Origin of the sequence: Segatella cerevisiae, from assembly GCF_024054555.1 — a bacterium.
Lineage (GTDB): Bacteria > Bacteroidota > Bacteroidia > Bacteroidales > Bacteroidaceae > Prevotella > Prevotella cerevisiae.
In genome coordinates this window covers 87156-111624 of record NZ_JAMXLY010000002.1, presented here as the reverse complement: position 1 = coordinate 111624, position 24469 = coordinate 87156, and the positions used below count along the sequence as shown (strand labels likewise).

Here is a 24469-nt window from a genome sequence, read left to right as displayed (position 1 = left end):
TATGATAAGAAAGAGGTATCATGGAAATAATAAAGAGAAATGGGATAACGGAACCTTTTAACGGTCAGAAGATCTCAATAGCGATAAAGAAGAGTTTTGCAAGCACGAGCCGTTTTGTGACGGAAGACGAACTGCATTCCATCGTATCTGAAGTGGAACAGTACGTCTCTGATAATCCGGCAAAAAGGAACGTGGAGTGCATTCAGGACAAGGTGGAGAAATGCCTCATGGCACACGGCTTTTATGAAGAGGCAAAGAGCTATATCTTGTTTCGTGACAGCCGCAGTGAGGAGCGTAAGGCCATATCAAGGATTTCCACCTTGATCGGTGTACCTGCTTTGGAGGATGTCCTGAGAGTCGTGTCACATGAATTCAAGGCTAAGGAATACAGTATGATCATTCTGGCCGACCGCTTTACTGGTTCTTGCCGCCCTCAGATGAAGTTACGGGACAAACTCCTTGCCTTGATCAAGGCATCAGTGGAACTGACGACGGCGGAGGCACCGGAATGGGAAATGATCTCTGCTCGTGTACTCGACTTTATGCTGAACAGAGATATTGATGAGAAGGTGTCGGCTCTGGAACTCCATTCGTTCTATGATAAGATCGTCTATCTGACAAAGCAAGGCCTTTACGGCGATTATATTCTCAAGTCCTATACTCAGGAGGAAATTGAGGCTGCTGCTGCTTTTATGAAACCTGAGCGTGATCATCTGTTCAATTATTCAGGTTTGGACCTGTTGATCAAGCGTTATCTGATTCGTACATTCGAGGGGCAACCCATTGAGAAAGTCCAGGAGATGTTCCTGGGCATCGCCTTGCATCTTGGAATGCCTGAGAAGAAAAACCGTTTGGAATGGGTGAGGAAAATCTATGACTTGCTGAGTTGTCTGGAGGTGACTATGGCCACGCCGACGATGTCCAATGCCCGAAAACCTTGTCACCAACTCTCCAGTTGTTTCATTGATACAGTCCCCGACAGTTTGACGGGCATCTACCGCAGTATCGGAAATTTCTCCCAAGTCAGCAAGTTTGGTGGCGGTATGGGGATGTATTTCGGTAAGGTGAGAGCGATGGGCGGAAGCATCCGGGGCTTTCAGGGAGTTGCCGGAGGCGTGATCAGATGGATCAAACTTGTGAACGACACGGCAGTGGCTGTAGATCAGTTGGGGATGCGCCAAGGCGCGGTGGCCGTTTATCTCGACGTGTGGCATAAGGATCTGCCGGAATTCTTGCAGATCCGCACCAATAATGGCGATGACCGCATGAAGGCTCATGATGTATTCCCTGCTGTGTGTTTCCCTGACTTGTTCTGGAAGATGGCAGAAGAGGACATGAATCAGGATTGGTATCTCTTCTGTCCCAATGAGATCATGCGTCTGAAAGGGTTTTGCCTGGAAGACTATTATGGGGACAACTGGGAAGTGCGTTACAAAGCTTGCATCGCTGACCGTCGTTTGTCTCGCCGTGTCATCAGCATCAAGGACGTGATACGCCTGATCCTGCGTTCTGCTGTAGAAACCGGTACACCGTTTATCTTCAATCGCGATACTGTCAACCGGACGAATCCGAACCCGCATAAGGGAATGATCTACTGTTCGAATCTTTGTACGGAAATCGCCCAGAATATGGCTCCGATACAGAGTGTATCCCAGGAGATCAAGACGGTGGATGGTGAAACTGTCGTCGTGAATACCGTAAAGGCGGGTGAGTTTGTCGTCTGCAATCTCGCCAGTCTGACCCTCGGGCGGTTGCCGCTTGAAGATAGACAGGCGATGAAAGATAAGATAGAGACTGTCGTGAGGGCCTTGGATAATGTGATTGACCTTAATTTCTACCCCGTACCTTTTGCGCAAATTACCAATCACAGGTATCGGAGTATCGGTCTGGGTGTGAGCGGTTATCATCATGCTCTGGCCAAGAGAGGCATAAAATGGGAGAGTGAAGAACATCTGAAGTTTGCTGATAAGGTGTTTGAAACGATTAACTATGCAGCCATAGAGGCAAGTTGCAAACTCGCAAAGGAGAAGGGTACTTACCAGTATTTCGAGGGTAGTGACTGGCAGACCGGGGACTATTTCAAGAAACGCGGCTATGTCTCTCCGGAGTGGAAGACACTGGCGGAGAAAGTTTCTGCCTTCGGCATGCGCAATGCCTATCTTCTGGCTGTTGCTCCTACGAGCAGTACCAGTATTATTGCGGGGACGACAGCAGGCTTGGATCCGGTGATGAAACGCTTCTTCCTCGAGGAGAAGAAAGGTGTCATGCTTCCACGTGTTGCCCCTGAGCTGTCTGACGCAACTTATTGGTTGTACAAAGGGGCTTACCTGATCGATCAGAAATGGAGCATCAGGGCTGCCGGAATACGGCAGCGGCATATCGACCAGTCTCAAAGTGTCAACCTTTATATCACTAATAGTTATACGATGCGGCAGGTCCTGAACTTGTATCTCCTGGCTTGGAAATGTGGTGTGAAGACCCTTTATTACGTGCGCAGCAAGTCGCTAGAAGTAGAAGAATGTGAGAGTTGCTCCGCATAAAACGGATTAATGAATGACGGTAAGATGAAAACAGAACAATTGAAAAGAAATACGCTTTTTAACCCCGGTGGTGATATTGACCTGAGGTTGAGGCGGATGATTGGGGGAAACAGTACCAATCTGAATGATTTCAACAATATCAAATATGAGTGGGTGAGTGACTGGTATCGCCAGGCCATGAACAATTTCTGGATCCCTGAGGAAATCAACTTGTCTCAGGATGTGAAAGATTACCCTCATCTGGAACCTTGTGAGCGGACGGCTTACAACAAGATCTTGAGTTTTCTGGTCTTTCTGGATTCTCTTCAGAGCAACAACCTGCCTACGGTAAGCGAGTATATCACGGCCAATGAGGTGAACTTGTGCCTGCATATCCAGACTTTTCAGGAATGTGTGCACAGTCAGAGTTACAGTTATATGCTGGACACGATATGCAACCCGGAGGAGCGCAATGACATCTTGTATCAATGGAAAAACGATGAGCACCTGCTGAAGAGAAATCAGTTTATCGGGGACTGTTACAACGAGTTCCATGAGCATCGAGACCGGTTCAGACTGATGAAAGCCATGATGGCCAACTTCATCCTAGAGGGTATTTATTTTTACAGTGGTTTCATGTTCTTCTACAACCTGAGCCGGAATGGCAAAATGTCGGGTTCGGCACAGGAGATTCGCTATATCAATCGGGATGAGAATACACACTTGTGGTTGTTCCGGAGCATCATACTGGAATTGGAGAAGGAAGAGCCCGAACTCTTTACCGATGAATTTGTAAAAGTTTATCGGGATATGATGCTTGAAGGCGTCAGACAGGAAATAGAATGGGGACAATATGTGATAGGTAATGAGATTACCGGTTTGAATACGCAGATGGTCTCTGACTATATCCGCTATTTGGGCAATCTGCGCTGGAACAGTTTGGGCTTTGGCTATCTTTTTGAAGACAACCATAAAGAACCTGAGAGTATGCTTTGGGTTTCCCAATATTCCAATGCCAATATGGTAAAGACCGACTTTTTCGAAGCTAAGAGTACGGCTTATGCCAAGAGTACGGCCTTGCGGGATGACCTATAATGAGTCAGTTGCGGGAACGTTCAAAAACTTGCAGGAAAGAGTAGCATGCTTTCCTGCAATTATACTTTTTATGAGTGTGAGTTTGATGCAATCCTTATGCCTGGAGGGACAGGTCGTAACGGTGTTCTCGGATCATCAATTGATGTATTTTGAGAATAAACTATCGAACTCATAGATTTATTTGTAACTTTGTATTTGAGAGTATTGGGATCATTTCCCAATTTGATCTGTATCGTCAGGATTTCTAAATATAAAGTGAAGTAATGATGGATTTATCAGAAAAGGATAAGGCTGATTTCCTCCGTTATCAACGGGGCGAGATGACAGCATCTTATGTTTATCGGAGACTCGCTTCCAAGGAGAAGAATGAGCGGAATAAAAATGTTCTGATCCGTATCACCCATGAAGAACAAAAGCACTATAAGATATTGATGCGTTATACCAATAGAGAGGTGAAGCCGGATATGAAGACGGTCTACAAATTCTATTGGATAGCGAAGATATTGGGAAATACATTTGCCATTAAGAAGATGGAATCTTCCGAGATCGATTCTCAGACAGCTTACAAAATGTATTTGAATTATCCTGACATCCATGATATGACCATAGATGAAAATCTGCATGAGGCGGAACTGATCGGGATGATCGATGAGGAGCGGTTGAACTACATGGGATCTGTCGTACTTGGATTGAATGACGCCTTGGTGGAATTTACCGGTGCGCTCGCCGGCTATACCTTGGCGCTGAACAATAGTACCCTGATAGCCCTTACGGGCAGCATAACAGGTATCGCTGCGGCACTGTCGATGGCTTCGTCGGAATACTTGTCTACAAAATCGGATGAGAAAGAAGATAAAAAACCGGTCAAGGCTGCTGTGTATACCGGTATAGCCTATCTGATAACAGTAGTGGCATTGATAGCCCCGTTTATTCTTTTCAGGAATGTGATCGTCGCTCTGGTGATCATGTTGGCTATGGCATTGTTGATTATCGCAGGCTTCAATTATTATTATTCGGTGGCACGCGGAGAGAGTTTCCGGAAGCGTTTCACGGAGATGGCCATCCTGAGTTTCAGTATCGCCGGACTGAGTTTCATTATCGGTTATATTCTCAAACTCCTGGTCGGTATAGGCTGATCTTCAGATCTCGTTGATGTCTACATAACCCTGCATCACTGCATAGATGGTCAGTGCAGCTACACTTTTCTTCCCAAGTTTTTCCTGAATGTTTTTCCGGTGTGAAATGACTGTAGTCAGACCGATATTCAGTCTGTCTGCGATCTCTTTGTTCAAATAGCCCCGGGCAATCAAGGCGAGGACTTCTATTTCCCGGTCTGTCAGGACCTTGGTATCACCAGTCTTGGGAGCAGGTGGAAGGTTCTTGCCATGAGGGTGCCCGAATTGTTCAAGTCGCAGAAGCGATTTGATCAGTTGTTTTTCGGGGACATTGACACAGAGATAATGGAAATCATTCATCCAGGTGTTGGGGTCTGAAGAATTGGTCAGTACGATCGTCTTATGCTTCCTTTCCTGAAAGAACGACCGATGGTTCAAGACGATGGTGTTTGCCGCAAAATAATGGAAGTAAGTGTCCGGATGATGGTCCTCCAGGTCCTCGAATGACTTGAAGGTCTCTATTTCCATAAAGGACATGACATCCTTCAGGATCTGCTTCAAGCCTATTACAGCCAGCGTATTCGAGTCGATAATGGCTATTGCCGGACGTCCGTGAAACATGGACATCATGGCAACTGGATTCTTTGGGTCTTCCATTCTTTACAGTTTATATATCAGGCATTTTGTCTTTCTTGAAAAAAGTTACTTCTTGACAATTCCTCCTTCTCCGGAGAGAGTCTCCTGAATTTCCAAAGGCTAATTGGAAGATGAGACTTCCGCAACCTTCAGGAGTTGGCTTTCCTCTCGTTAGAGGAAAGGAGACAGCATTTTTGCGAAGCCGCCACGGAAACGCTGCCAAGGGGTGCGCCACTCCTTCCAATTCTCTTCTGTGAGCAGGAAACTCTGTTTCTTCTCCCGGTCGAAAAGGTCACAGAGTTGCTGTGTGATGTACTTGTCCAGAATGACGGCATTGTCCTCGTAATCCCATCTGAGACTGCGGGAATCCAGATTGGCAGATCCTACAGTGCAGATTCGCCCGTCTACCATGATCACTTTCGTATGGTGAAATCCGGCCGTATACATCCATATCTTGCAGCCGTGTCCCATGAGCAGGTGTGCATTGTAGAATCCACAGTCAGGGGTCAGGGGAACGTCACATTTCGTGGAAAGCATGATTTCAACCTTTACCCCTCTGTCTACCGCTTTCTCCAAAGCCTTGATCAGTTTGCAGTTCAGCGTGAAATAGGGATTGATGATCTTGATGCTGTCGTGGGCGTCATTGATGGCATTGAGGTAGAACACGCGGATAATATCATTGCTCGTATGGGGTTCACGGTTGATGATTCCCACCATTTTCTGATAGCGTGTAGGTGTCGTATCGGGTCTGAGGTCAGTGAAATAATTTGCCGGAACACCTCCGCGGTAGTATTTCCAGCCGTGTACATCCTGGTGGCTCACCTTCTTCCACATTCTCAGGAAAATCGACTGCAATGTATTCACGGCATCACCGTCAATACGGCAGTGCATATCGTGCCAGGAGCCGATCTTCAGTTTGCCTTTGATATAGTAATCCGCTACGTTCATTCCGCCTGTATAGGCTATCTTGCCGTCGATGATGACGATCTTACGGTGGTCTCTGTTGAAGATTGCGTCTACCCAAGGGAAGCGGATGGGCTTGTATTCATAGATCTCGATGCCGGCCTTCCGGATAGCGTCGATATGCTTTCTCTTGAGCGGTCTGTTGTTGGAATAGTTCCCGAATCCGTCGAAGAGCAGTCGTACCTCAACACCTTGCTTGACCTTTTCTGCTAACAGATCAATGAGCGCATGGGTGATGGAATCATTTCTGAAATTAAAGTATTCCATGTGTATGCTGCTCCTTGCGTCTTTGATGGCTTTGAAGAGGTCGTCAAACTTTTCCTGTCCTGTTTCCAGGAGAACGACGGAGTTGTTGTGTGTGAATTTGATCCCATGTAGTCGCAGCGTATGAGCCAGTAATGAATCAGCTGTCTGTGTATAATACAGGGAATCCTTGTGTGATTTGTCTAAAGACTCTCCTTGTTCTGCGCTCGTTGACAAGCAAAAGAGTGAAAAAAGGAAGAGAAGAAAAATTTTAGAGTATTTCATTGTCAGATGATCGTATTGGAATTGTCGTAAAATCTACAGTATGTGCCGGCTGATATTTAAATCATGCAGGCGTAGTGGTCAACGACTCCCAACAGATGTTTGTCTTTGTCCACGACTAATACTGAATGGATCTTATTCCGATTCATAATTCTTTGGATTTCTACGATTTTTGTATTGGGAGAAACGATTTTCGGTTCACGGGTCATGATGTCACTGACGGTATGGTCGAAGAATTTAGCCTGCCAGCGTTCCATAGCCCTTCTGATGTCTCCGTCAGTGATCAGGCCGATGACCTTTCCCTCTTCATTGAGGGATACGCCCAATCCCAGTTTTCCTTTGCTCACGTGGATGATTGCCTCACCCAAGTGCATCTCTTTGGGAATGACGGGCATGCCAGAAGTTCTCATGACATCTTCGGCAGTGGTCAGGAGTCGCTTTCCAAGTTCTCCTCCGGGGTGGAATTGTGCAAAGTCACGGGGTTTGAAATTCCGTACTTCCATGAGGGCGACAGCCAGAGCGTCTCCCATTGCCAGGGCTGCCGTTGTGCTGCTCGTCGGTACAAGGTTGAGCGGACAAGCTTCCTTTTTGACGCTGACCAGAATATGAATGGTCGAGTATTTCGCTAGAAGGGAGTTGACGTTGCCGCTCATCGCGATGATCGGAATGTCCATGTGCAGGACCATTGGGATGAAACGCAACAGTTCGTCCGTCTGTCCGCTGTTGGACAAAGCCAGCACGATGTCGCCTTCGGTCATCACCCCGAGGTCTCCGTGATACATATCCAGAGGGTTGATGAAAAAGGCAGGAGTTCCCGTCGAGGCGAGGGTCGCTGCAATCTTCGCGCCGATATTACCACTCTTGCCCACACCTGTGACGATTACTTTGCCCTTACAGTGGTACATCATTTCAACTGCCTTGTTGAAATTGTCGTCCATCTGTGGAATCAGTTCCAGGACGGCCTGTGCTTCATCTCTCAGGCATTGCTCGCCGACATGACGAATGTTTGACATTTTCTTATCTATGGTTGTTGTGGTCATGATTTCCTGATCTTATCTGAATAATAGGATTCGAATTGTGTGTCGTTTCTTGTTCCACTCATGAGATGAGTTGCTTGACGAGCCCTTCAAGTTTGTCCAGTTCCAGCATATTGGCTGCATCGCTGAGTCCCTTGTCGGGATCGGGATGCACTTCAAAGAAATAGCCTGTGGCGCCAAAGGCTTTCGCAGCAAGTGCCATGCAAGGTACGAATTTACGGTCTCCTACAGTCTTCGCATTCCCTGCTCCTGGCCGCTGGACACTGTGTGTACAGTCCATGATGACGGTAGGCACGATCTCTTTCATGTCAGGGATGTTGCGGAAGTCCACCACCAAATTGTTATAGCCGAAACTGTTGCCTCTTTCTGTCAGCCATATTTCCTTGGCACCGCTGTCCTTGGCTTTTTCCACTGCATAGCGCATATCACGGCCACTCAGAAACTGGGCCTTCTTGATATTGACGATTTTTCCTGTACGGGCTGCTGCTGCCAGAAGATCTGTCTGACGGCAAAGAAAGGCAGGTATCTGAATGACGTCACACACTTCTCCTACAGGGGCCGCCTGATAACTTTCATGGATGTCGGTCGTTATCCTTAGTCCATATTTCTCCTTGATGTCGGAAAGCATCTGGAGTCCTCGGTCTAACCCCGGACCTCGAAAAGAATGGATAGAGGTACGGTTAGCCTTGTCGAAAGAGGCTTTGAAGATAATATCTGTTCCTGCCGTGCGGTTGATGCTCACAAGTTCCTTCGCTACAGTTTCCAATAGTTCCATGGACTCGATAACGCAGGGACCGGCGATGAAGACTGTTTTCATATTTATTTCCGTAAGTTTTGCAAAGTTAATTAAATCTAATAAAAGAGCCAAATCTTTAACTTTTGTTTATGCTTCAGGTGGGAGGTCCACCGGATACGAAGTACTGCATCTCTTTCCGGTCGTATTGTCTCCTCGCAGAACGCCCTGATATTCTCAGGTCTGAAAGTCAATACGGAAAATACAATCCTGAAAGAACACCAAAAGTGATTCAGACCTGTTACGTTCATTCCGCTGCAAAGGTAATAAAAAGTTGGCAGTTAAGACTCTGAGTTGGATATTTTCTTGATGTATTGATCATGCGATTCCAATGGACCCCTAACACCTTATATATTTACCGCTTTATTTCCGGTCACTTCCTGTCTGATTTTCTCCGTTGGAGGTGGAATGATAGAATATTTTTCATGGATGATCAAACTTTGATTGATTTAAATCAAAATCGGAGTAGATTACTGGAAAAAGTCATGAAAAAGTTTGGCGTGTCCGTACACAATGCCTATCTTTGCAACGTCAATAGGTAAGAAAAAGGTTTAGAGATTGTAACAAGGTATTAGTCAAGGTAAAGAAGAATTCAGGATTAGCGGTATTAGATTAAGGTAAGTTTTAAGATTGTTAGTGGTATTAGGAATAAGGTAAAAGAAGATTGTGAAGTAAGGATTGAATAGGTATTAAGATTTCAGGATTATCAAAAAAGAGTTTATGTTGCAGGTGAACGCCGGGAGGCGGAAACCTTAGATGTCGGGGGAGAAATCCTATCCGACTTTTTTTGTTTATAGGGGTATCGGATAAGGGTCCATGATATTCTAAGGGAATATCATTTTGTAAGGGAATGGATTACAATCATGATTTTATGCTGAAATTTAGCTCTTATTCTAAATTAATGTGTTATATTTGTGGGGTTATCTGAATAACAGAATAAATATAATAATAAATGGAACAAATCAAAAATAGTAAACTCACGGTTTGCGCTTCTTCTTTGGGCGCAGAACTCCAGAATATCCGGGATATCAACGGACGTGAATATTTGTGGGATGGGGATCAGAATTATTGGGGCAGGCATTCTCCCATTCTTTTCCCTGTAGTCTGTGGATTGTGGAAAGATACTTATCGCCTGGGGACGAGGGCATATCATATGACGCGTCATGGTTTTGCCCGTGATACTGAATTTACGCTTATTAGAAAAGGGGATGACTATATGACCTATGCCCTTCATGAAAGTGCCAAAACACTCGATGTCTATCCTTTCCATTTCAATCTGGCAGTGACCTATCATTTGGAAGATAATCATATCCATGTGGTCTGGCATGTAGAGAATACAGATGATCAGATCATCTATTTCCAGATTGGGGGGCATCCGGCTTTCCGTATCCCCGGAGCAGAGAAAGGCAAACCTTGTGCGGGCATTCTGAAATTCGACAAACCTCGACTGGATCGTATTTATGGGAATGTAGGAGGCTGTATTACAAAAGGCCGTCATCCGATGAAAACAGATCATGGTCTTTTCCGTTTTACAGAGGATGACTTCGTTGATGATGCTTTGATTTTTGATCAGAGTCAATTGAAACACATCGAACTTCTGGACCAATCTCTTCAGAGGGTCATTGCCATAGATACGAAGGCGCCGGCTTTGGGCATCTGGAGTCCTGCGGGTAAGCATGCGCCTTTTGTCTGCATCGAACCGTGGTATGGCATACATGATGAAGTCGGTTATGAGGGTGATTTCCGGAATAAATATCTGATGAATCAACTTTTACCCGGTTCGAGTTTTATGAGCGAATATATTATCACAGTGGGAGCTTAAAACTCCTGAAAATACTTCTTTTCCGGAAAAGGAATCTTGCGGAAGAAGATTCATGAATTCATGGATTGACCCTGAACCAGTCAGCGTCAATCCAACCGCGATTCCCTTTTCGGAAACTACTTTCGCTGACATATCCCATTTTCGCTCCTATCCATTTGCCTTTCTGCATCGTGAAAAGGGGACCTGCATCCTTAAACTTTTTTCCATTCAGACTGTAAGCAAACTGGCATTTCCCGTCTTTTACTTTCATTTGAAGATAGATGTCCAAATAGATAGCCGGTGAGTAGGGAATTGTATCTTCAGTGGTAGGTAAGAGATCCGTGATATCTAAAGAAGACTCTATGCCTTTGCCATCTGCATTCTTGCAGGAATGAATTTGCAGCCTGAACTTGTTTTCTTCACGATTTACAACCAGAGCCTGATAATCCATTCCCATCATGACGATGCCCCCATATTGGTGGTCTTCCTTTGCGGCAAAACGGATTTTCGTCGTAGCTGTAAATGACGGTGCCGGAAGTTTTTGGAGTAGGAGATTAGGGACATCCCATAAACTCTTGAAATCTTTTCCTATATCCCAGGTATAAAGTCTGAGGCAACCATTGTTCATCGGCATGCCGAACATTTGTTGGTAGTTGGCCTGCCATTGCCACTGTTGTCCCAGTTCGGTTGCACTGAATTCGTCATCTTCCTGTGGATTCATTTTGACTGATGATGAGGATTTGGGCTTTCTGAAAGTGAGCAACGGTTCTCCACAGTATCCACTTTTAGGCATTTTCCCCATAATAGGCCAATTGTCTTTCCACGTTACAGGTTGTAGAAAAACTACTCGTCCATAGGCCTTTTTGTCGTTGAAGTGCAGGAACCAGTCTTCACCTTCTGAAGTATGTACCAATGCTCCTTGATGAGGTCCATTGACAGACGATTTTCCTTGTGCCATGACCTTTTTGTATTCATAAGGACCATACACGTTCTTGCTACGCATAGCCAGTTGCCAACCTTGTTCCACACCTCCGGCAGGGCATAGAATCCAGTACCAGCCATTTCTTTTATAGAATTTTGGGCCTTCCGTAGTGTGATTTTGGGCCCCTCCATCAAAAACGATACAGGGTTTGCCGATGACTTTTGTGCCGTCAGCAGACAATTCCCTTACTGTCAGAACAGAGTTGAATCCTATTCGACTTCCTGCCCAACCATTGACCAGATAGCACCTTCCGTCATCATCCCATAGCGGGCAGGTATCTATCATGCCTTTGCCTGGAAGAACGCATATCGGTTTGTCCCAGTTGCCTGCAGGATTGTTGGTCTTGACCATGAAGATGCCATAGTCCGGATCTCCCCAATAGATATAGAATGTTCCATTGTGATAGCGAATAGCAGGTGCCCATACACCTTTTCCGTGTTGAGGCTGATTGAATACTTCCTTGGGTTCAAGTTCTTGGATTGCATGACCGATAATCTCCCAATTGACGAGGTCCCTGGAATGAAGGATCGGGAGTCCTGGAATACAGTTGAAGGAACTGGCTGTGAGGTAATAGTCCTTACCTACAGCGATGACATCCGGGTCACTGTAGTCTGCATAGAGAATAGGATTCTTGTAAGTACCATTTCCCAAGTCTGGGTTCCATACCTTGGAATGGCTTTGTGCAAAACTTGAAATATAGGGAAAGAATAATAGTAGTAAGATAAGTTTTTTCATTTGATAGTTTTAGTTTTTCTTTAAGAACTTCTGGTATTTGCTATTGTAGGTTTGTTTTATAATAACGTATTATCTCATCTTTTATTTTGTTTTTGTATCAATTTAGCTGAGAATCCATTGTCTATGAAGTGATATTGTACTTTCATCTGCTATTGTTGAGGAATAACCGTTGCTTATATTTTGCTTACAAGAGAGTGGGGAAGGAACCTTTTGTCACTTCTTCCTTATTCTATTTCTATCGTTAAGGCTGAAGATAGGAATAACGGAACCTTTAGCTTTGTAGAAGTTTAAAAATGAAACGCTTAATATTTGGAAGGTCAAGTTTTCTGCTATACCTTTGTGGGTATTGTAGGCCAGTAACGATAGAAACCAGTCTCTATAACTAATAACGGTATTCTGAGCGTACTTTTTTCATTTATATTCTATTCTTTTCTTATTTGTATGTCACAAAACCATGTCTTTTGCGTAATCCATATAGAAACGAAATATAAAGTATGACTGTTGATGAGTTTCAACATGAGGTAAAGCGCTTGCGCCCACAACTTGTTTCCATAGCTAGGCATTATATCAGCAATGGCGATGAAGTTGAGGACATCGTTCAGGATGTATTTCTGAAGATGTGGCTCATGCTCGATCAACTCAAGTTGCCTGTAGCTCCTTTGGCTAAAGTTCTGGTGCGCAATCTGGCGGTTGACCATCTTCGTCGGCATCATTCAGAATTGAATATTGAGGATGTTCAAATCTCTGTTGAGGAGCAATCGTATGATGGCGTCGAACGTATGATGCATATTATCAGTTTGTTGCCCTCCTTGCAGCAGACCATTCTTCGCCTACGGCATATGGAGAATATGGAAATTAGTGAGATAGCCCGTTTGATGGGATCGACAGAGACTGCAGTAAGGAAAGCTCTTAGTCGGGCACGGCAGGCAGTCAGAAAAGAGTATTATAAAAAGTATCAATTATGAATCATCAAGATGATATACTACAACTTATCAACCGCTTCTTTGAAGGTGATACTACCCTTGCAGAGGAACACCAACTTTATGAGTATTTTCGTACGCATGAGGTGGGTAAGGAGTGGAGGCCATTGCAGCAGATGTTTCTGGATATGGAGGCTGTGGGCAGCTCTAGGGCGGCAAAGGTAGTGAAACCATTCCGTCATTGGCATCAGTTGCTTTTGGCTGCTGCGGCAATCTTTGTCGGTGTTATTGTCGTATCAGTCTATTTTGTTCATCGGCAGAATACTTGTGTAGCTTACATCTACGGTCAGAAGGTAACGGACCGGGCTGTGGTGATGCATGAAGTCCGCAATACGATGGGTATTGTGACGGAAGGGAACGCAAGTGTTGACCGTGAACTAAAAGGATTGTTTGAATAAATAAGAAAGGAATCAAAAGATGGACAGACGCATCATACTATTTCTCATGTTCCTGTTTTCTGTGATGGGTATGCAGGCACAGAAAGGACTTGCTATTAACCCTGTCTTCAAAGGAACTGTCATCCCTGCTTCGAGAATGGTGGAAACATCTGTGCGGGGACGTTCCTTGAGCCAATACCATCTCACCTATTATCATAGTCTGCGTTTTGTGGCTTCAAAGAAAGAACTCTTGACGGTCAAAAGTCTTTTTGATCAGGACCGTAAACAGGCTATCGAGACATACCGCGTGGAGAAAGGCAGCCATGCCGGTAAGTTGATCATAAGTGTGCCGCCTCAGGGGCGTACACATCGTTTCATTTGCCTTTCTTTCCAAAATGCCAATGTCACTTTGGTCTACATGGAAGGACCTGTAGGCAGTCTTCGAGAATTGAGGAAATTATTGGAAAACTAATAAATATAGAATATGAAAAAACTTATCTTTTTTGTGATGCTTGCTGCCGGCATGACGGTATCAGCTAAAAATCCCAATGACACTATTACTGTCAGAAAACCAAAGGTGGTTACGATCATTACCGGTGATTCTCTGCAGAAAGTAGATATTCGAGGTCGTGAATCGGATTCAACTTATCATTATGACAATACGATCCAACTTACTGACAGCAATTATGTCTCAACCATGCGGATCAATTCCAGTGATTTTGGTTTTAGTATAGGTGGCATCAGCAGAGATCATCATACTCATCATGTAGAGATCACCTCCGATCTGGCTATAGGATGGAACTCTGCTTTAGGCGCGCCTGCAAATATGGATACGCGGGTTTTTTCTTCATGGGAAATATGGTATATTATCGCCCAATATAACTGGCATCCCTGGGAGAGCAGTAAGGATCAGTTGGCTATTGGTTTCGGTATTGACTGGCGCAATTATCGTATGACTGACAATCAATATTTTTCCAAAGCTGATAATGGCGTTACGAGCCTGCAGGCTATTCCTGATGGTGCCAAACTGAAGTTCTCACGCATTAAGGTCACGAGCATTACCGTGCCATTTCTTTACAGACGCTCTTTGTCAAGAGAATTTAAATTGTCAGTAGGTCCGGTGGTTAATCTCAATTACCATAGCAGCATACTCACGAAATATGAGTTGAATGGGGCCGTGATAAAAGATAAGGCAAAGGATGTACATACTAATCCTGTAACTGTTGATTTTCTGGCAATACTGAAAACACCATGTCTGAGCTACTATTTCAAGTACAGTCCGTGCAATGTCATTGATACTTCTTATGGACCTAAATTCCAAACTTTATCATTTGGCATTTATTTGTGATTTGGTTTAAAATGGGAATATACCATCGGCGATCGAATATCATGTCTCAAAAGGTGTTATATTGCTATCAGATAAGGTAGATGCAAAGATTATATTTGGACCGAAAGGTTCCGATGTACGTCTTCGCATCTGAAGATGTATACCCATTCATTGTATCGAAGCACAACCATACATTCTGTTCACCGCTTGATGAGGTTCTGTTCACGTACGTTATGAGGTTCTGTTCACGTACGTTCTTATACTGTAAGGACGTACGACATGAGCCCCTAATAACGTACGTTCTTACACCCTGTTCTCCCACGTCAACAGACTGCCTCAATCTTTTCGAGCTAATAACTGCAATAAAGAACGGAGAGGGAACGAACAGGGGACGGAGAGGGATTGGGTAGGGAACGGATGTGCTTTTGGTCTATAGGGACTAAAAACGGGGTGCGGCACCTTGACAGAGTATAATTCCACATTCATTGGCTAAATCTTTAGAGAAATCCTTACATATATGTCGAAAATTTTACGAGATTTGGATACGTGTTGTTCATACGTTGAACCGGACTTAGCTGTTTTATTATTAAGTGACTAAAAGTTAACGATATGTGCAACTTTCCGGACATAAATCTTCTAGTCATTTCATTCCGCCAACGGGACTATAGAATAAAAATCTCTTGGAATTCCTTGCATATTCCAAAGAATTTAGCGAATATTGCATAGCGGTAGCATCTGACATGATTAGGCCTGAGTGTCAAGTATACAGCGGGCGGTTAATGACTTGTGCGATGCGTGATATGCCTAGGTAAGTTCTTTTTTACTTCCGTCAGGAATTGTCATTAGTAGTCTATACAGAATAATTTTATGAAACATTCATTATCTTACTTTCGTCACAATGTTCTAGCATCTTTGTTGCTTTGCGTCATTCTTGCGAGTATTTCTTCCGGTTCCTTAGCTGGTAATATCCAGTTAGGAAAGTATGTCGCATCTTCAGTAACAGAAGGCAAACAAGAGAGTTTCGATAAAAATGATTCCATTGCTTTTGTAAAGGCTGATTGGACAAAAAAGAAATTAGGTCATGGTGCGGAAATGAGGTATGCGCAGATCCGGATGTTTCATTCCATTCAGTCCATATCTCTGGTCCTCTATCCAGTGAAACAGTATTCTACCCGTATTCTCCAAGCAGACGAGGCCGCTACGACCAGTGACCTTGCAGAAAGTGTCAATGCTGATTTTGCCGTAAACGGGAGTTTCTTTGATACCCATAATGGGAAACCGGTTACATTCGTGATGGTTGATAAAGTCGTGAAAAGTACTTGCCCTGCAAGTGCCTATGACGGACGAAGTAATGGCTTGTTGGCGATGGATTATTCGAAGAAAGAGAATAGGGTGGGCATTCTGCCTTTAAAGGCAAATACATTCGATCAAATAGAGAAAGAATATTCTTCTGTTTTGGGCTCCGGTCCTATATTGATGACTGATGGGATCATCCCCGAATTCCCTGATTCTATTCGCCATCCTCGCACAATTATCGGGATCACTAATAACGGGAAAGATATAATTATGGTGGTCATAGATGGCCGGTTCAAAGGAAATGCGGATGGTATGTCTTACAAGGAGTGCGCCACAATAGCCCGTTATCTGAAAATGAAGGATGTAATCAATCTGGATGGAGGCGGCTCTTCTACGCTATGGACTAAAACGAATGGCGTCATCAATCATCCTTGTGATAATCACCTCTTTGATCATACGGGAGAACGTAAGGTCTCCAATATCGTTTATGTCAGCAGGATTCGTAAGTGAGAATAGTCGAAATAAGGAGATAAAACCAACTTTGGTATTCTGAAAACTGAGTGTATGATGGATATTGTAGGATTCTTATTCCTATGATCCATTCTTATCAAACTCATAATCATTGGTGCTTTCCCAAAATCAGGTGAATCGGTGGTGATTTCTCTTAGGATAAATTTATAGCCTAAAACTAAGGCTTGTAGGTGTGGAATAATCTAAAAGTGTCTTTATAATGAAATTACCGATTATGGATAACCAGTAATCTCATCATAAAGATTTTTCAACCGTTTGCGAAGATGGAGCACAGCGTAATGCTTTCGGGATAAAAGAGTATTTATCGGAACCTTAATTGTCTGAGCGATCTCTTTCATCGGAATGCCCTCGACCTCTGTCAATTCATAAATCTCTCGTTGCTCCGGAGGTAGCTCGGAAAGGGCATGGTCAAGTTCAGACCATATCAAAGACCGTAGATACTCGTCTTCTGGTGATGAAGCACCATCTTCATTGAACAAAGTATCAGAGAAATCTTCCAGAATTTCATCCGTACCATCTTCGTCTTGAATACTGGGGAGTTCTTCTTCCCTATGCTTGATGCCGTGGTTGATGATATCGTTCCTGGCGACCCGGAAGAGCCAGACAGATATTTGCTCAATAGGGCTTGAAGCTTGATTAATCGTCTTAAAGAATTGATATAGAACATCTTGTAGAATGTCTTCAGCATCTTCCTTATTGTTCACCCTTTTAAGGATAAACGATTTAAGTTGAGGCTGATATTTCGCTATGAGTTTGTCTTTATAGGATTCCTCCATTTTATATTATAGTTCTTTTTTATCAGCATTGGTGTCAGCCTGATAAAAGTCATGCCGGAAGTGGTATTGCCGGTGTCTGATAAATTCTCTACGTTCTTCGGGAGACATCTGATGCCACTTTTCAGACATATAGTGGTGTCTGGCATGAGACATTTCCCCATGGATCATACCACCGAACAATATCTTGGATAATATCAACAGCCCCAAAGCATGCCAGAAATTGATATCTTTCAGACCGAATAGGTCAGGCATCAGCCAATTCCATAAGAGCATTACGATAGCACTGAAGCCGGCCAATAGTACAAGCCACATTAAAATATGGCCAGTCACTCTTATTCCCGTTCTCTGTTTTGTTCTTAGTTTCATCTTACTTTTTATTTTTAGTTTAACAATATCTTCTTATCAGTTCAATGGCATCTTCAGGACAAGCTTCAACACATTTCCCACAACCGACACACCTTTCAGGATGGTTGACAAAAGTAGTATATTTTCCTGATATCCAGTGACTCTCTAATACTCTTCTCCGGCAGATCCATTCACAATATTTACAGTTTCGGCATCTATTTGTGTCTACGTTAGCTACTAATTTACTCTTTTTCCAGAACATAATCACATTTAATTTTTAAAACCTAATCATTTCATTCGCGAATGTCTCCTAGGGTTACCCTACATTATTGAAGACAAATAAGAAAGGAAAATATTTTAGGAAAGTCGTTGTTTTTCTAATATTTCTAGAAAATATTTGCCACAAGTTGTTATTAGCTGTAATTTTACTATCTTTGCATTAGGAGAAACAACATATGAATAAGCGTTAGCTGATAGGAGGTGAAAATTTGAAAGCTTTATACTTCAATACTTTTGGTGATAATTCCGTCTTACAATATGGAGATGTGGCTTTACCTAAAGTAACAAAGAATCAATTATTAGTGGAAACAAAATATATAGGTTTAAATTTTGCAGATATTTATCGAAGACGGGGTACATATCACATTGAAAACCATACGCCATATATTAATGGCTATGAGGGCTTAGGTCGTGTTGTTCAAGTTGGTGAAAATGTTAAAAACTTTAGATTAGATGATCAAGTTTTGTTTGTGGATGTTCCTTTGGCAGAAGCGCAATATGTTTGTGTTCCAGAGCAAAATGCAATTAAAGTTCCAGCAATACTTGACCCTAAGGTGGTTGCAGCTATTGGCTTACAAGGGCTAACAGCTGATTTTCTAGCTCATGATTTAGGTAATAACCAAGAAGATGCAAATGTCTTTATCCATGGAATTAGCGGTGGGGTCGGACAAATTTTGGCACAAATGTTAACGGCAGATGGTATCAATGTTTACGGAACTACATCAACAAGAGAAAAACAACAACTAGCGCTCAAACAAGGAGCAAAAAAAGTTTTTTTGCGAGAATCTGATTGGGAAACAGCCAATAAAGCCAGTTTTGATACAGTCTATGATGGTGTTGGCAGTACATTAAAACAGAGTCTTGAACTCTCAGTTAATAAAGGAAAAGTTGTTTTTTACGGAATGGCAGGGGGGAATCCTGAGTTGATTAATCCCTTAAGTTTGTTAGAAAGCTCAAAGAGTATTTTAACAGGCGATTTATGGGATTACTTAGATAGTGCTGCTGAACGGAAAAGAAGAAGCAGACGTTTATTTAAATATTTTGAAACTAATCAAATTAAAGTTAGCGAACCTACGCTTTTTTCTTTGGCTGAGGGGAAAGATGCCTATGAGTATCTTGAGTCAGGTAGAAGTATGGGTAAGATTTTATTGGTACCGTAAGGAAAGGTAGAATGTGAAGCATAGAACATTTAATAACGTAAAACATATTTGTTAGACTGAGGAGATAATACAGGTGATTAAAAATGTTATTTTTAATTTAGACGACACACTACTAGATTTTGACAGAGGAGAAGTTGAAGGTGTCAAAGCGATATTAAAGGAAAATGGTATAACGGACACTGATGTAGGATTTAAAACGTATTTGCTGTGATTAGTTGTAATTTAATTTTACTACCCATGCATTAGGAGAGATGCATGTGTCCTATAGTGAAGGTGCTAACTTTTGGCTTAGCGTCCTGACAGACCATCAGAACGGTGGCGTAAAAGATATCTCATTACCGCATCGACGGTCTCTGTGGTTCTCCCGATGTCATCTAGAGTGTCTTTCCCAACACCGACGTACGACTCTGTATTGTCCATCAAATTCGCAATTCTTTGAAGTACGTGGGAAGCAAGAATCAAAAGGGGGGATCTCAAGGATCTCAAATTGGTCTATGCTGCTTCTAACAGGGAAAAGACTGAAATTAAGCTGGACAATTTAGACAAGAAATGGGGCAATCTGTATCCTATTGTAATCAAATCTTGTAGGGGTAAATGAGACTATCTCAGCCAATTTTTCCAGTACAATGCAGATATCGAAGAATTGTCTATACGACTAATATCGTTGACGGTTATCACCGTCAGGTACGTATGGTAACGAAGAACAAAGGGGGTGTACTCCAATGATGATGCCCTCTATAAGCTTGTCTACCTGGTATACCGCAATATCCGCAGGAAATGGATCATGCCGATACCGAATTTGGAACTCACGGCTCAGCAATTAGCTATAACATTTGGAAACAGATTCAAGATTATGTAACTTTGCTGACTGTAATGTCCCTCATCCGAAAAACACGATTGGAAATCGTGCCTTTCGGATGAGGGCAACAACCAAAAAGAAAAGGACTTTGATACAGTTCATCTGACTATCCTATTTTCGTGATGTAAATTAGTTGTTATGAGTTTTTTTGATCATAACTATAAAGACTGATTTAAGAAGGATGATATGCTTTCTTCGCCTTTATACGTGATTTCATAGACCTAATGGTAACATTGCTAACTCCCATTATTCTTTCAACAGTAGCATTGTCTTTATTCATGGCATTCACCATTATCAAATATAGGTATTGCTTCGGACTGAGTTTGCGATATTCTTCATCAAGTGATGAAATGAATGGAAGGTCCTTGAACTTGTAGTAATCTACGAAATCCTTAAGATCCTTAGCAGACCAATTTACAATAGTATTATTATCAAGGATACTCTCATAGCAGCGTTTGCCATTATATAAAGCCTTTGACTCTTTATTCTCTAAAACATTAATCTTCTGTTCCAAGTTTGAAATCTTAGAAATGGAATTATCTTTTGCATTTTCCATTTTAGATATTCGCTTTTTATATTCGTTTATTAGCAGACGGTTTTGAATTATGCTCTGTCGTATTTTAGAGTTTCTATATTTCTGTCTAAAGATTAGCAATATTATTAACAACGAGAGCAGCAGTAATGCTCCAATAATATATATGATTTGGCTTTTAAAATTCTGAGCCATCATCTCACGGTCGTATTTTGCTTGTATATCGTTAAGATTGTCATGTTCTTTTGCATCGTATGTCTTTTTGTTAAGTTCAATGATAGAGTCTGCAATATTTAATGCTTTGACATAGTTTTTTAATTTTCTGTTCAAGTCATATAAGGTTGACAGCTTTTTCAACTGTTCAATATAATTCATTGGTAAGGGAGCTCTCGTCATAATTTCATTAGCTTTTGTATACTCACCTTTTTTAATATATATATCAGCAGCTATTGAATATGTGTAAACATTTGGAATTGTAGCAAATGCCTTCTTTAGAAATTTGTCTGCTTTATCATAGTCATGTTTTTGGAAGTATAGAACACTAATATTACTTAATAGGATACCCTGATCAGATTTGCAAAAATAATTCAGATGTGGTAATATTTTCATTTCATATATAAAAGCAGAATCGTCATATCCAAGTCCAGAATACGAATTTGATATGTAAGATAAGTCATAAGCCATGCTTACCGTGTCATTAAATTTATTAGCGTATCTAAGAGATTTCTTGCCATATTCCAAACTTTTTATATAGCAACCAGAATACAGGTTCACAGTACATATATTCTCTTCGATTTTCTGTATTAGTTTTGGATTATCCATTCTTAGAGCAATGGCTTCTGCCTTTTTAAGATATTTAAGAGCTTCTTTGCTTTTCTGGGAGTCACTAAACAAAGTTATGCCCTTATAATTATATGCTTCTGCCAATCTTGCTTTGGGTCCATTCTGTTTATAATAGAATATAGCATAATCAATGGAGTCGTTTTTCACGGGAATATATTTTATGTATTTAGTCTTAGTATTTAACAATGTGTATAAGGCTATATTTTCATCTCCATTTAGATTTTCAGGATTAATGTGCATTAAAATGTTATATGCCGAGTCAACACTATTTCTGCTCAGGCATCCGTCTGCCATTTCCAATTTTTTGTTTATATTATCATGACATGATGTAAACATCATGATTGTATATATCGTAGATAATACTTTTATGTTTATTTTCAGCATATAGTCCTTTTTATTAGAATCAGTTATTGTAATGCAAATATATGACTTTTTGGTGACTTTTATTAACTATTTGTAATATAATTGAGACGTTTAACTATAAAAAAGTCCAATTAAAATATTCCGTTAATAGCTGAATAATAATCTTGTTTTTGTTTATAATATGATTTTTCTAGTCTCAAGATTGTCTGTTTCTGTTGCATTTGACCTGCAACAAAATCGTTATAATAAGCTCAACTTGTTGATTTTTAGAATTTTAACCTGCAACGATACCTGCAACATCTACATTTAACTTTTTGTATAAAAATTAGGACGTTAATAAAAAGGTTTATAACTTTGTTTTCTTTAAAGATAATTAAATATAGATTACTCAGATCCAAGATGTAATAAAGCTTCAAAAGATATGTCTAAAAAGATTTACGTATAATGAAAATTACATTAATATTTGTTTTATCATCTTTAATCAATTGTAATTCTGTCTTTTCACAAGAGATGGATACAACAATTAATATTCAGGAGGTTAGTGTTGTAAAATCAAGGAAATTGATTACACACAAGCCTGACAAAGATATTGTAGACGTTAGATTATTAAAGAATGGTAAGGCGAACATCTTTGATTTATTACGTTCTGTTCCAGGAATACTAGTAAGTGACGACAATATAAAAATAATAAATAGAGACGGAATTAAAATAATGTTTAATGGCACTCTCAAAAATTTATCCTCCGCCCAGCTTCCTGGTTTTTTGAAAAGTTATAGTGCGTCATCTATAAAATATATTGAAATAATAAAAAATCCAGGTGCGAAATACAGTGCAGAAGGGGATTATGCAATATTGAACTTTATAACAGAGAAGAAAAAAAATTATTTTGGAGGAGAAATTTCCAATGAACTCTATAGAGAAAAAGCATTTAAAGAGGAACCACATCTATCTCTAAATTCAGATTATAAGAAAATTGTAGCATCTATTAATTCAAGTTGGTCATATGGAAAGAAACATTTCCGCGAAACTAACCAAAAATATTTCACTGATAATGTACAATCAGAAAATACACCTTATAAAGTCAGAAACAACGACTTATCTTTAAACGGAGATTTAGCTTGGCAATTAGATAGCTCTTTCACTACCGGAGCCGATGTTAGCTATTATAATAGTGAAGTTAAAAATTTCAAGTCTTGCGATATGCAAAATCAAGATTATGATGGAAAATTAATTAGTAATAGTTACACAATATCAAATATCAATGCTCCAGAAAAAAATCTGTCTGTTGGTTTTTCGGTTGATAAGAAGTTCTCTAACAATAGACATTTTAATGCAAGATCAGAATGGTTTAAATTCAAGGACAATTCTTTCTATAAATTTAATTCCACTCAGCATATTTTGAGCAGTAATGAACTTGTAGATGATCATTTTGACAATATCACAGATGCTATGCTGAAGGGTATGAGTCTAACCCTTGATTATGATTGTCAACTACCGTTTTCTATATCTTGGAGTAGTGGTGTTAAAACTATATGGACAAAAACTTCAAGTACAGATGATTATGAGAATTCAACACTTCTAACGCAACAGAATTCAGCTGAATATGGTGAAGATGAATATAGTGCTTATTCAATTTTTAATAAGATATATAAAAAACTTGAATTCCAGTTGGGGCTACGTTATGAACTCACTCATGTAAATATAAAACTCCATCAAGAGATGGGCAACGTATCTAATTATGGACATTTATTTCCGGATATTTATGTTAGATACGTAGTTAGTGATGCATGTTCATTTACGACAGGTATAAATAGCGGTGTATATAGACCTTCAATACGTAATATCAATACTTTTTCAACCTATAATACTGCTAATTCTGTATCTATTGGTAATCTTGATTTGAAGCCTAGCTATTATTTGAAATTAAGATTGCAGACAGATTGTAATATAGGAAATGTGTCATTATTCTCAGAATTGCATTATGTTAGACAGACTGATGCGATGTCACAGGTCACAACGATGGACAATAAAACATCGCAGTCTATCACCCAATGGCAGAATGCTTATAATAAAGATAGCTGGGGAACAAGTATTTCTGCATATTACGGTTTCATCAGATGGATTAAGGCAAATCTAATATGTGATATCAATTATGAGAAAAATGTAAGTAAAACCGCTTTTAATCTTCCATCATCGAAACTCCTCACAGGTGATTTTGTTGCTAATCTAAACTTTATCTTCGACAAGAAAAATCGTTTTACAGGGTATACTGACGTGATATACAATAGTAGACAAAATAGTTCTATAACTGTGATAAAAAGTAATTGGGAAGTTGATTGCGGATTGAATTATAGTTGTTCAGAGAAGTTAAGCTTTGGATTGAACTGCCTTAATGTTATTTCTCCTTCTACTTCTGGTACTTCTTACGCAAATGAAGGAATGTATATGGCCTTTCATAATAGCTATCATCCATTTACCGTATCTTTCAGCGTTACTTATCGTTTTGGTAAAAATATAGATATTAAAAAACATTCATCAGTAAGTAGGGAGGTTGAAACACGATTCTAATAATCAGGTAGTGTGATTATTGATCTTAACCC

At 41.0% G+C, this 24469-nt stretch carries 20 protein-coding genes and 1 pseudogene; 12 read left to right on the top strand and 9 right to left on the bottom strand.

Annotated features, from left to right (window positions below):
* The first annotated feature begins 20 nt into the window (after positions 1 to 20).
* From NG821_RS01230 to NG821_RS01220, 3 genes are all read left to right on the top strand, one after another.
* A complete protein-coding gene (locus tag NG821_RS01230) occupies positions 21 to 2540 on the top strand; it encodes a ribonucleoside-diphosphate reductase subunit alpha (protein ID WP_252759840.1) in 2520 nt (839 codons plus the stop codon).
* A gap of 24 nt (positions 2541 to 2564) precedes the next feature.
* Entirely contained in the window at positions 2565 to 3614 is a 1050-nt protein-coding gene (locus NG821_RS01225; RefSeq protein WP_252759839.1) for a ribonucleotide-diphosphate reductase subunit beta, read from the top strand.
* A gap of 266 nt (positions 3615 to 3880) precedes the next feature.
* Entirely contained in the window at positions 3881 to 4750 is an 870-nt protein-coding gene (locus NG821_RS01220; protein WP_252759858.1) for a VIT1/CCC1 transporter family protein, read from the top strand.
* Positions 4751 to 4753: 3 nt separating this feature from the next.
* On the opposite strand, the gene NG821_RS01215 is transcribed toward NG821_RS01220, so the two are convergent.
* From NG821_RS01215 to kdsA, 4 genes are all read right to left on the bottom strand, one after another.
* The gene (locus NG821_RS01215) at positions 4754 to 5386 is read right to left on the bottom strand and encodes a response regulator transcription factor (RefSeq protein ID WP_252759838.1); all 633 of its coding nucleotides are present in this window, start codon (positions 5384 to 5386) and stop codon (positions 4754 to 4756) included.
* A gap of 150 nt (positions 5387 to 5536) precedes the next feature.
* Positions 5537 to 6856 carry a cardiolipin synthase gene (gene cls / locus NG821_RS01210; RefSeq protein ID WP_252759837.1) on the bottom strand — a complete coding sequence of 440 codons (1320 nt, stop codon included), beginning with the start codon at positions 6854 to 6856 and terminating at the stop codon, positions 5537 to 5539.
* 56 nt (positions 6857 to 6912) lie between these two features.
* Entirely contained in the window at positions 6913 to 7893 is a 981-nt protein-coding gene (locus NG821_RS01205) for a KpsF/GutQ family sugar-phosphate isomerase (RefSeq protein WP_252759836.1), read from the bottom strand.
* A gap of 58 nt (positions 7894 to 7951) precedes the next feature.
* Complete coding sequence (gene kdsA / locus NG821_RS01200) at positions 7952 to 8707, bottom strand: 3-deoxy-8-phosphooctulonate synthase (protein ID WP_252759835.1); 756 nt, start codon at positions 8705 to 8707, stop codon at positions 7952 to 7954.
* 928 nt (positions 8708 to 9635) lie between these two features.
* On the opposite strand from kdsA, the gene NG821_RS01195 reads away from it, so the two are divergent.
* Entirely contained in the window at positions 9636 to 10505 is an 870-nt protein-coding gene (locus NG821_RS01195) for an aldose 1-epimerase family protein (protein WP_252759834.1), read from the top strand.
* Between the two features lie 58 nt (positions 10506 to 10563).
* Here the strand turns inward: NG821_RS01195 and NG821_RS01190 are convergent, their stop codons facing one another.
* Entirely contained in the window at positions 10564 to 12201 is a 1638-nt protein-coding gene (locus NG821_RS01190; RefSeq protein ID WP_252759833.1) for a glycoside hydrolase family 43 protein, read from the bottom strand.
* 494 nt (positions 12202 to 12695) lie between these two features.
* Here NG821_RS01190 and NG821_RS01185 point away from each other — a divergent pair, with 494 nt between their 5' ends.
* From NG821_RS01185 to NG821_RS01165, 5 genes are all read left to right on the top strand, one after another.
* Entirely contained in the window at positions 12696 to 13166 is a 471-nt protein-coding gene (locus tag NG821_RS01185; protein ID WP_252759832.1) for an RNA polymerase sigma factor, read from the top strand.
* Positions 13163 to 13579: a hypothetical protein gene (locus NG821_RS01180; RefSeq protein WP_252759831.1), complete on the top strand. Its 417-nt coding sequence runs from the start codon at positions 13163 to 13165 to the stop codon at positions 13577 to 13579. The genes NG821_RS01185 and NG821_RS01180 overlap by 4 nt, the downstream gene beginning before the upstream one ends.
* 19 nt (positions 13580 to 13598) lie before the next feature.
* Complete coding sequence (locus NG821_RS01175) at positions 13599 to 14030, top strand: DUF6108 family protein (protein ID WP_252759830.1); 432 nt, start codon at positions 13599 to 13601, stop codon at positions 14028 to 14030.
* Between the two features lie 12 nt (positions 14031 to 14042).
* Positions 14043 to 14906, top strand: a complete 864-nt coding sequence (locus tag NG821_RS01170; protein WP_252759829.1) for a hypothetical protein — start codon at positions 14043 to 14045, stop codon at positions 14904 to 14906.
* 846 nt (positions 14907 to 15752) lie between these two features.
* Entirely contained in the window at positions 15753 to 16691 is a 939-nt protein-coding gene (locus tag NG821_RS01165) for a phosphodiester glycosidase family protein (RefSeq protein WP_252759828.1), read from the top strand.
* Positions 16692 to 16924: 233 nt separating this feature from the next.
* On the opposite strand, the gene NG821_RS01160 is transcribed toward NG821_RS01165, so the two are convergent.
* Genes NG821_RS01160 through NG821_RS12665 form a run of 3 tightly spaced genes read right to left on the bottom strand, consistent with a single transcriptional unit; the run spans position 16925 to position 18095 of the window.
* Positions 16925 to 17488, bottom strand: coding sequence for an RNA polymerase sigma factor (locus tag NG821_RS01160; protein ID WP_252759827.1), 564 nt, complete (start codon positions 17486 to 17488; stop codon positions 16925 to 16927).
* Between the two features lie 6 nt (positions 17489 to 17494).
* On the bottom strand, positions 17495 to 17854 hold the full coding sequence (locus tag NG821_RS01155; protein WP_252759826.1) for a hypothetical protein: 360 nt from the start codon (positions 17852 to 17854) through the stop codon (positions 17495 to 17497).
* Positions 17855 to 17873: 19 nt separating this feature from the next.
* Entirely contained in the window at positions 17874 to 18095 is a 222-nt protein-coding gene (locus NG821_RS12665) for a 4Fe-4S dicluster domain-containing protein (protein WP_394802045.1), read from the bottom strand.
* Between the two features lie 226 nt (positions 18096 to 18321).
* Between NG821_RS12665 and NG821_RS01150 the strand changes: the two genes are divergently transcribed.
* On the top strand, positions 18322 to 19272 hold the full coding sequence (locus NG821_RS01150; protein ID WP_252759825.1) for a zinc-binding dehydrogenase: 951 nt from the start codon (positions 18322 to 18324) through the stop codon (positions 19270 to 19272).
* A 251-nt stretch (positions 19273 to 19523) separates the two neighbouring features.
* Positions 19524 to 20131, top strand: a pseudogene (locus NG821_RS01145) (transposase); the annotation flags it as partial.
* 172 nt (positions 20132 to 20303) lie between these two features.
* On the opposite strand, the gene NG821_RS01140 reads toward NG821_RS01145, so the two are convergent.
* The gene (locus tag NG821_RS01140) at positions 20304 to 21890 is read right to left on the bottom strand and encodes a tetratricopeptide repeat protein (RefSeq protein ID WP_252759824.1); all 1587 of its coding nucleotides are present in this window, start codon (positions 21888 to 21890) and stop codon (positions 20304 to 20306) included.
* A 423-nt stretch (positions 21891 to 22313) separates the two neighbouring features.
* On the opposite strand from NG821_RS01140, the gene NG821_RS01135 reads away from it, so the two are divergent.
* A complete protein-coding gene (locus NG821_RS01135) occupies positions 22314 to 24437 on the top strand; it encodes an outer membrane beta-barrel family protein (protein ID WP_252759823.1) in 2124 nt (707 codons plus the stop codon).
* Positions 24438 to 24469: the final 32 nt, after the last annotated feature.

What these genes read in the sequence shown, in the direction of transcription:
- NG821_RS01230 (WP_252759840.1), top strand. Translation starts at nt 21, where the DNA reads ATGGAAATAATAAAGAGAAATGGGATAACGGAACCTTTTAACGGTCAG.
- NG821_RS01225 (WP_252759839.1), top strand. Translation starts at nt 2,565, where the DNA reads ATGAAAACAGAACAATTGAAAAGAAATACGCTTTTTAACCCCGGTGGT.
- NG821_RS01220 (WP_252759858.1), top strand. Translation starts at nt 3,881, where the DNA reads ATGGATTTATCAGAAAAGGATAAGGCTGATTTCCTCCGTTATCAACGG.
- NG821_RS01215 (WP_252759838.1), bottom strand. Translation starts at nt 5,386, where the DNA reads ATGGAAGACCCAAAGAATCCAGTTGCCATGATGTCCATGTTTCACGGA.
- cls (WP_252759837.1), bottom strand. Translation starts at nt 6,856, where the DNA reads ATGAAATACTCTAAAATTTTTCTTCTCTTCCTTTTTTCACTCTTTTGC.
- NG821_RS01205 (WP_252759836.1), bottom strand. Translation starts at nt 7,893, where the DNA reads ATGACCACAACAACCATAGATAAGAAAATGTCAAACATTCGTCATGTC.
- kdsA (WP_252759835.1), bottom strand. Translation starts at nt 8,707, where the DNA reads ATGAAAACAGTCTTCATCGCCGGTCCCTGCGTTATCGAGTCCATGGAA.
- NG821_RS01195 (WP_252759834.1), top strand. Translation starts at nt 9,636, where the DNA reads ATGGAACAAATCAAAAATAGTAAACTCACGGTTTGCGCTTCTTCTTTG.
- NG821_RS01190 (WP_252759833.1), bottom strand. Translation starts at nt 12,201, where the DNA reads ATGAAAAAACTTATCTTACTACTATTATTCTTTCCCTATATTTCAAGT.
- NG821_RS01185 (WP_252759832.1), top strand. Translation starts at nt 12,696, where the DNA reads ATGACTGTTGATGAGTTTCAACATGAGGTAAAGCGCTTGCGCCCACAA.
- NG821_RS01180 (WP_252759831.1), top strand. Translation starts at nt 13,163, where the DNA reads ATGAATCATCAAGATGATATACTACAACTTATCAACCGCTTCTTTGAA.
- NG821_RS01175 (WP_252759830.1), top strand. Translation starts at nt 13,599, where the DNA reads ATGGACAGACGCATCATACTATTTCTCATGTTCCTGTTTTCTGTGATG.
- NG821_RS01170 (WP_252759829.1), top strand. Translation starts at nt 14,043, where the DNA reads ATGAAAAAACTTATCTTTTTTGTGATGCTTGCTGCCGGCATGACGGTA.
- NG821_RS01165 (WP_252759828.1), top strand. Translation starts at nt 15,753, where the DNA reads ATGAAACATTCATTATCTTACTTTCGTCACAATGTTCTAGCATCTTTG.
- NG821_RS01160 (WP_252759827.1), bottom strand. Translation starts at nt 17,488, where the DNA reads ATGGAGGAATCCTATAAAGACAAACTCATAGCGAAATATCAGCCTCAA.
- NG821_RS01155 (WP_252759826.1), bottom strand. Translation starts at nt 17,854, where the DNA reads ATGAAACTAAGAACAAAACAGAGAACGGGAATAAGAGTGACTGGCCAT.
- NG821_RS12665 (WP_394802045.1), bottom strand. Translation starts at nt 18,095, where the DNA reads ATGTTCTGGAAAAAGAGTAAATTAGTAGCTAACGTAGACACAAATAGA.
- NG821_RS01140 (WP_252759824.1), bottom strand. Translation starts at nt 21,890, where the DNA reads ATGCTGAAAATAAACATAAAAGTATTATCTACGATATATACAATCATG.
- NG821_RS01135 (WP_252759823.1), top strand. Translation starts at nt 22,314, where the DNA reads ATGAAAATTACATTAATATTTGTTTTATCATCTTTAATCAATTGTAAT.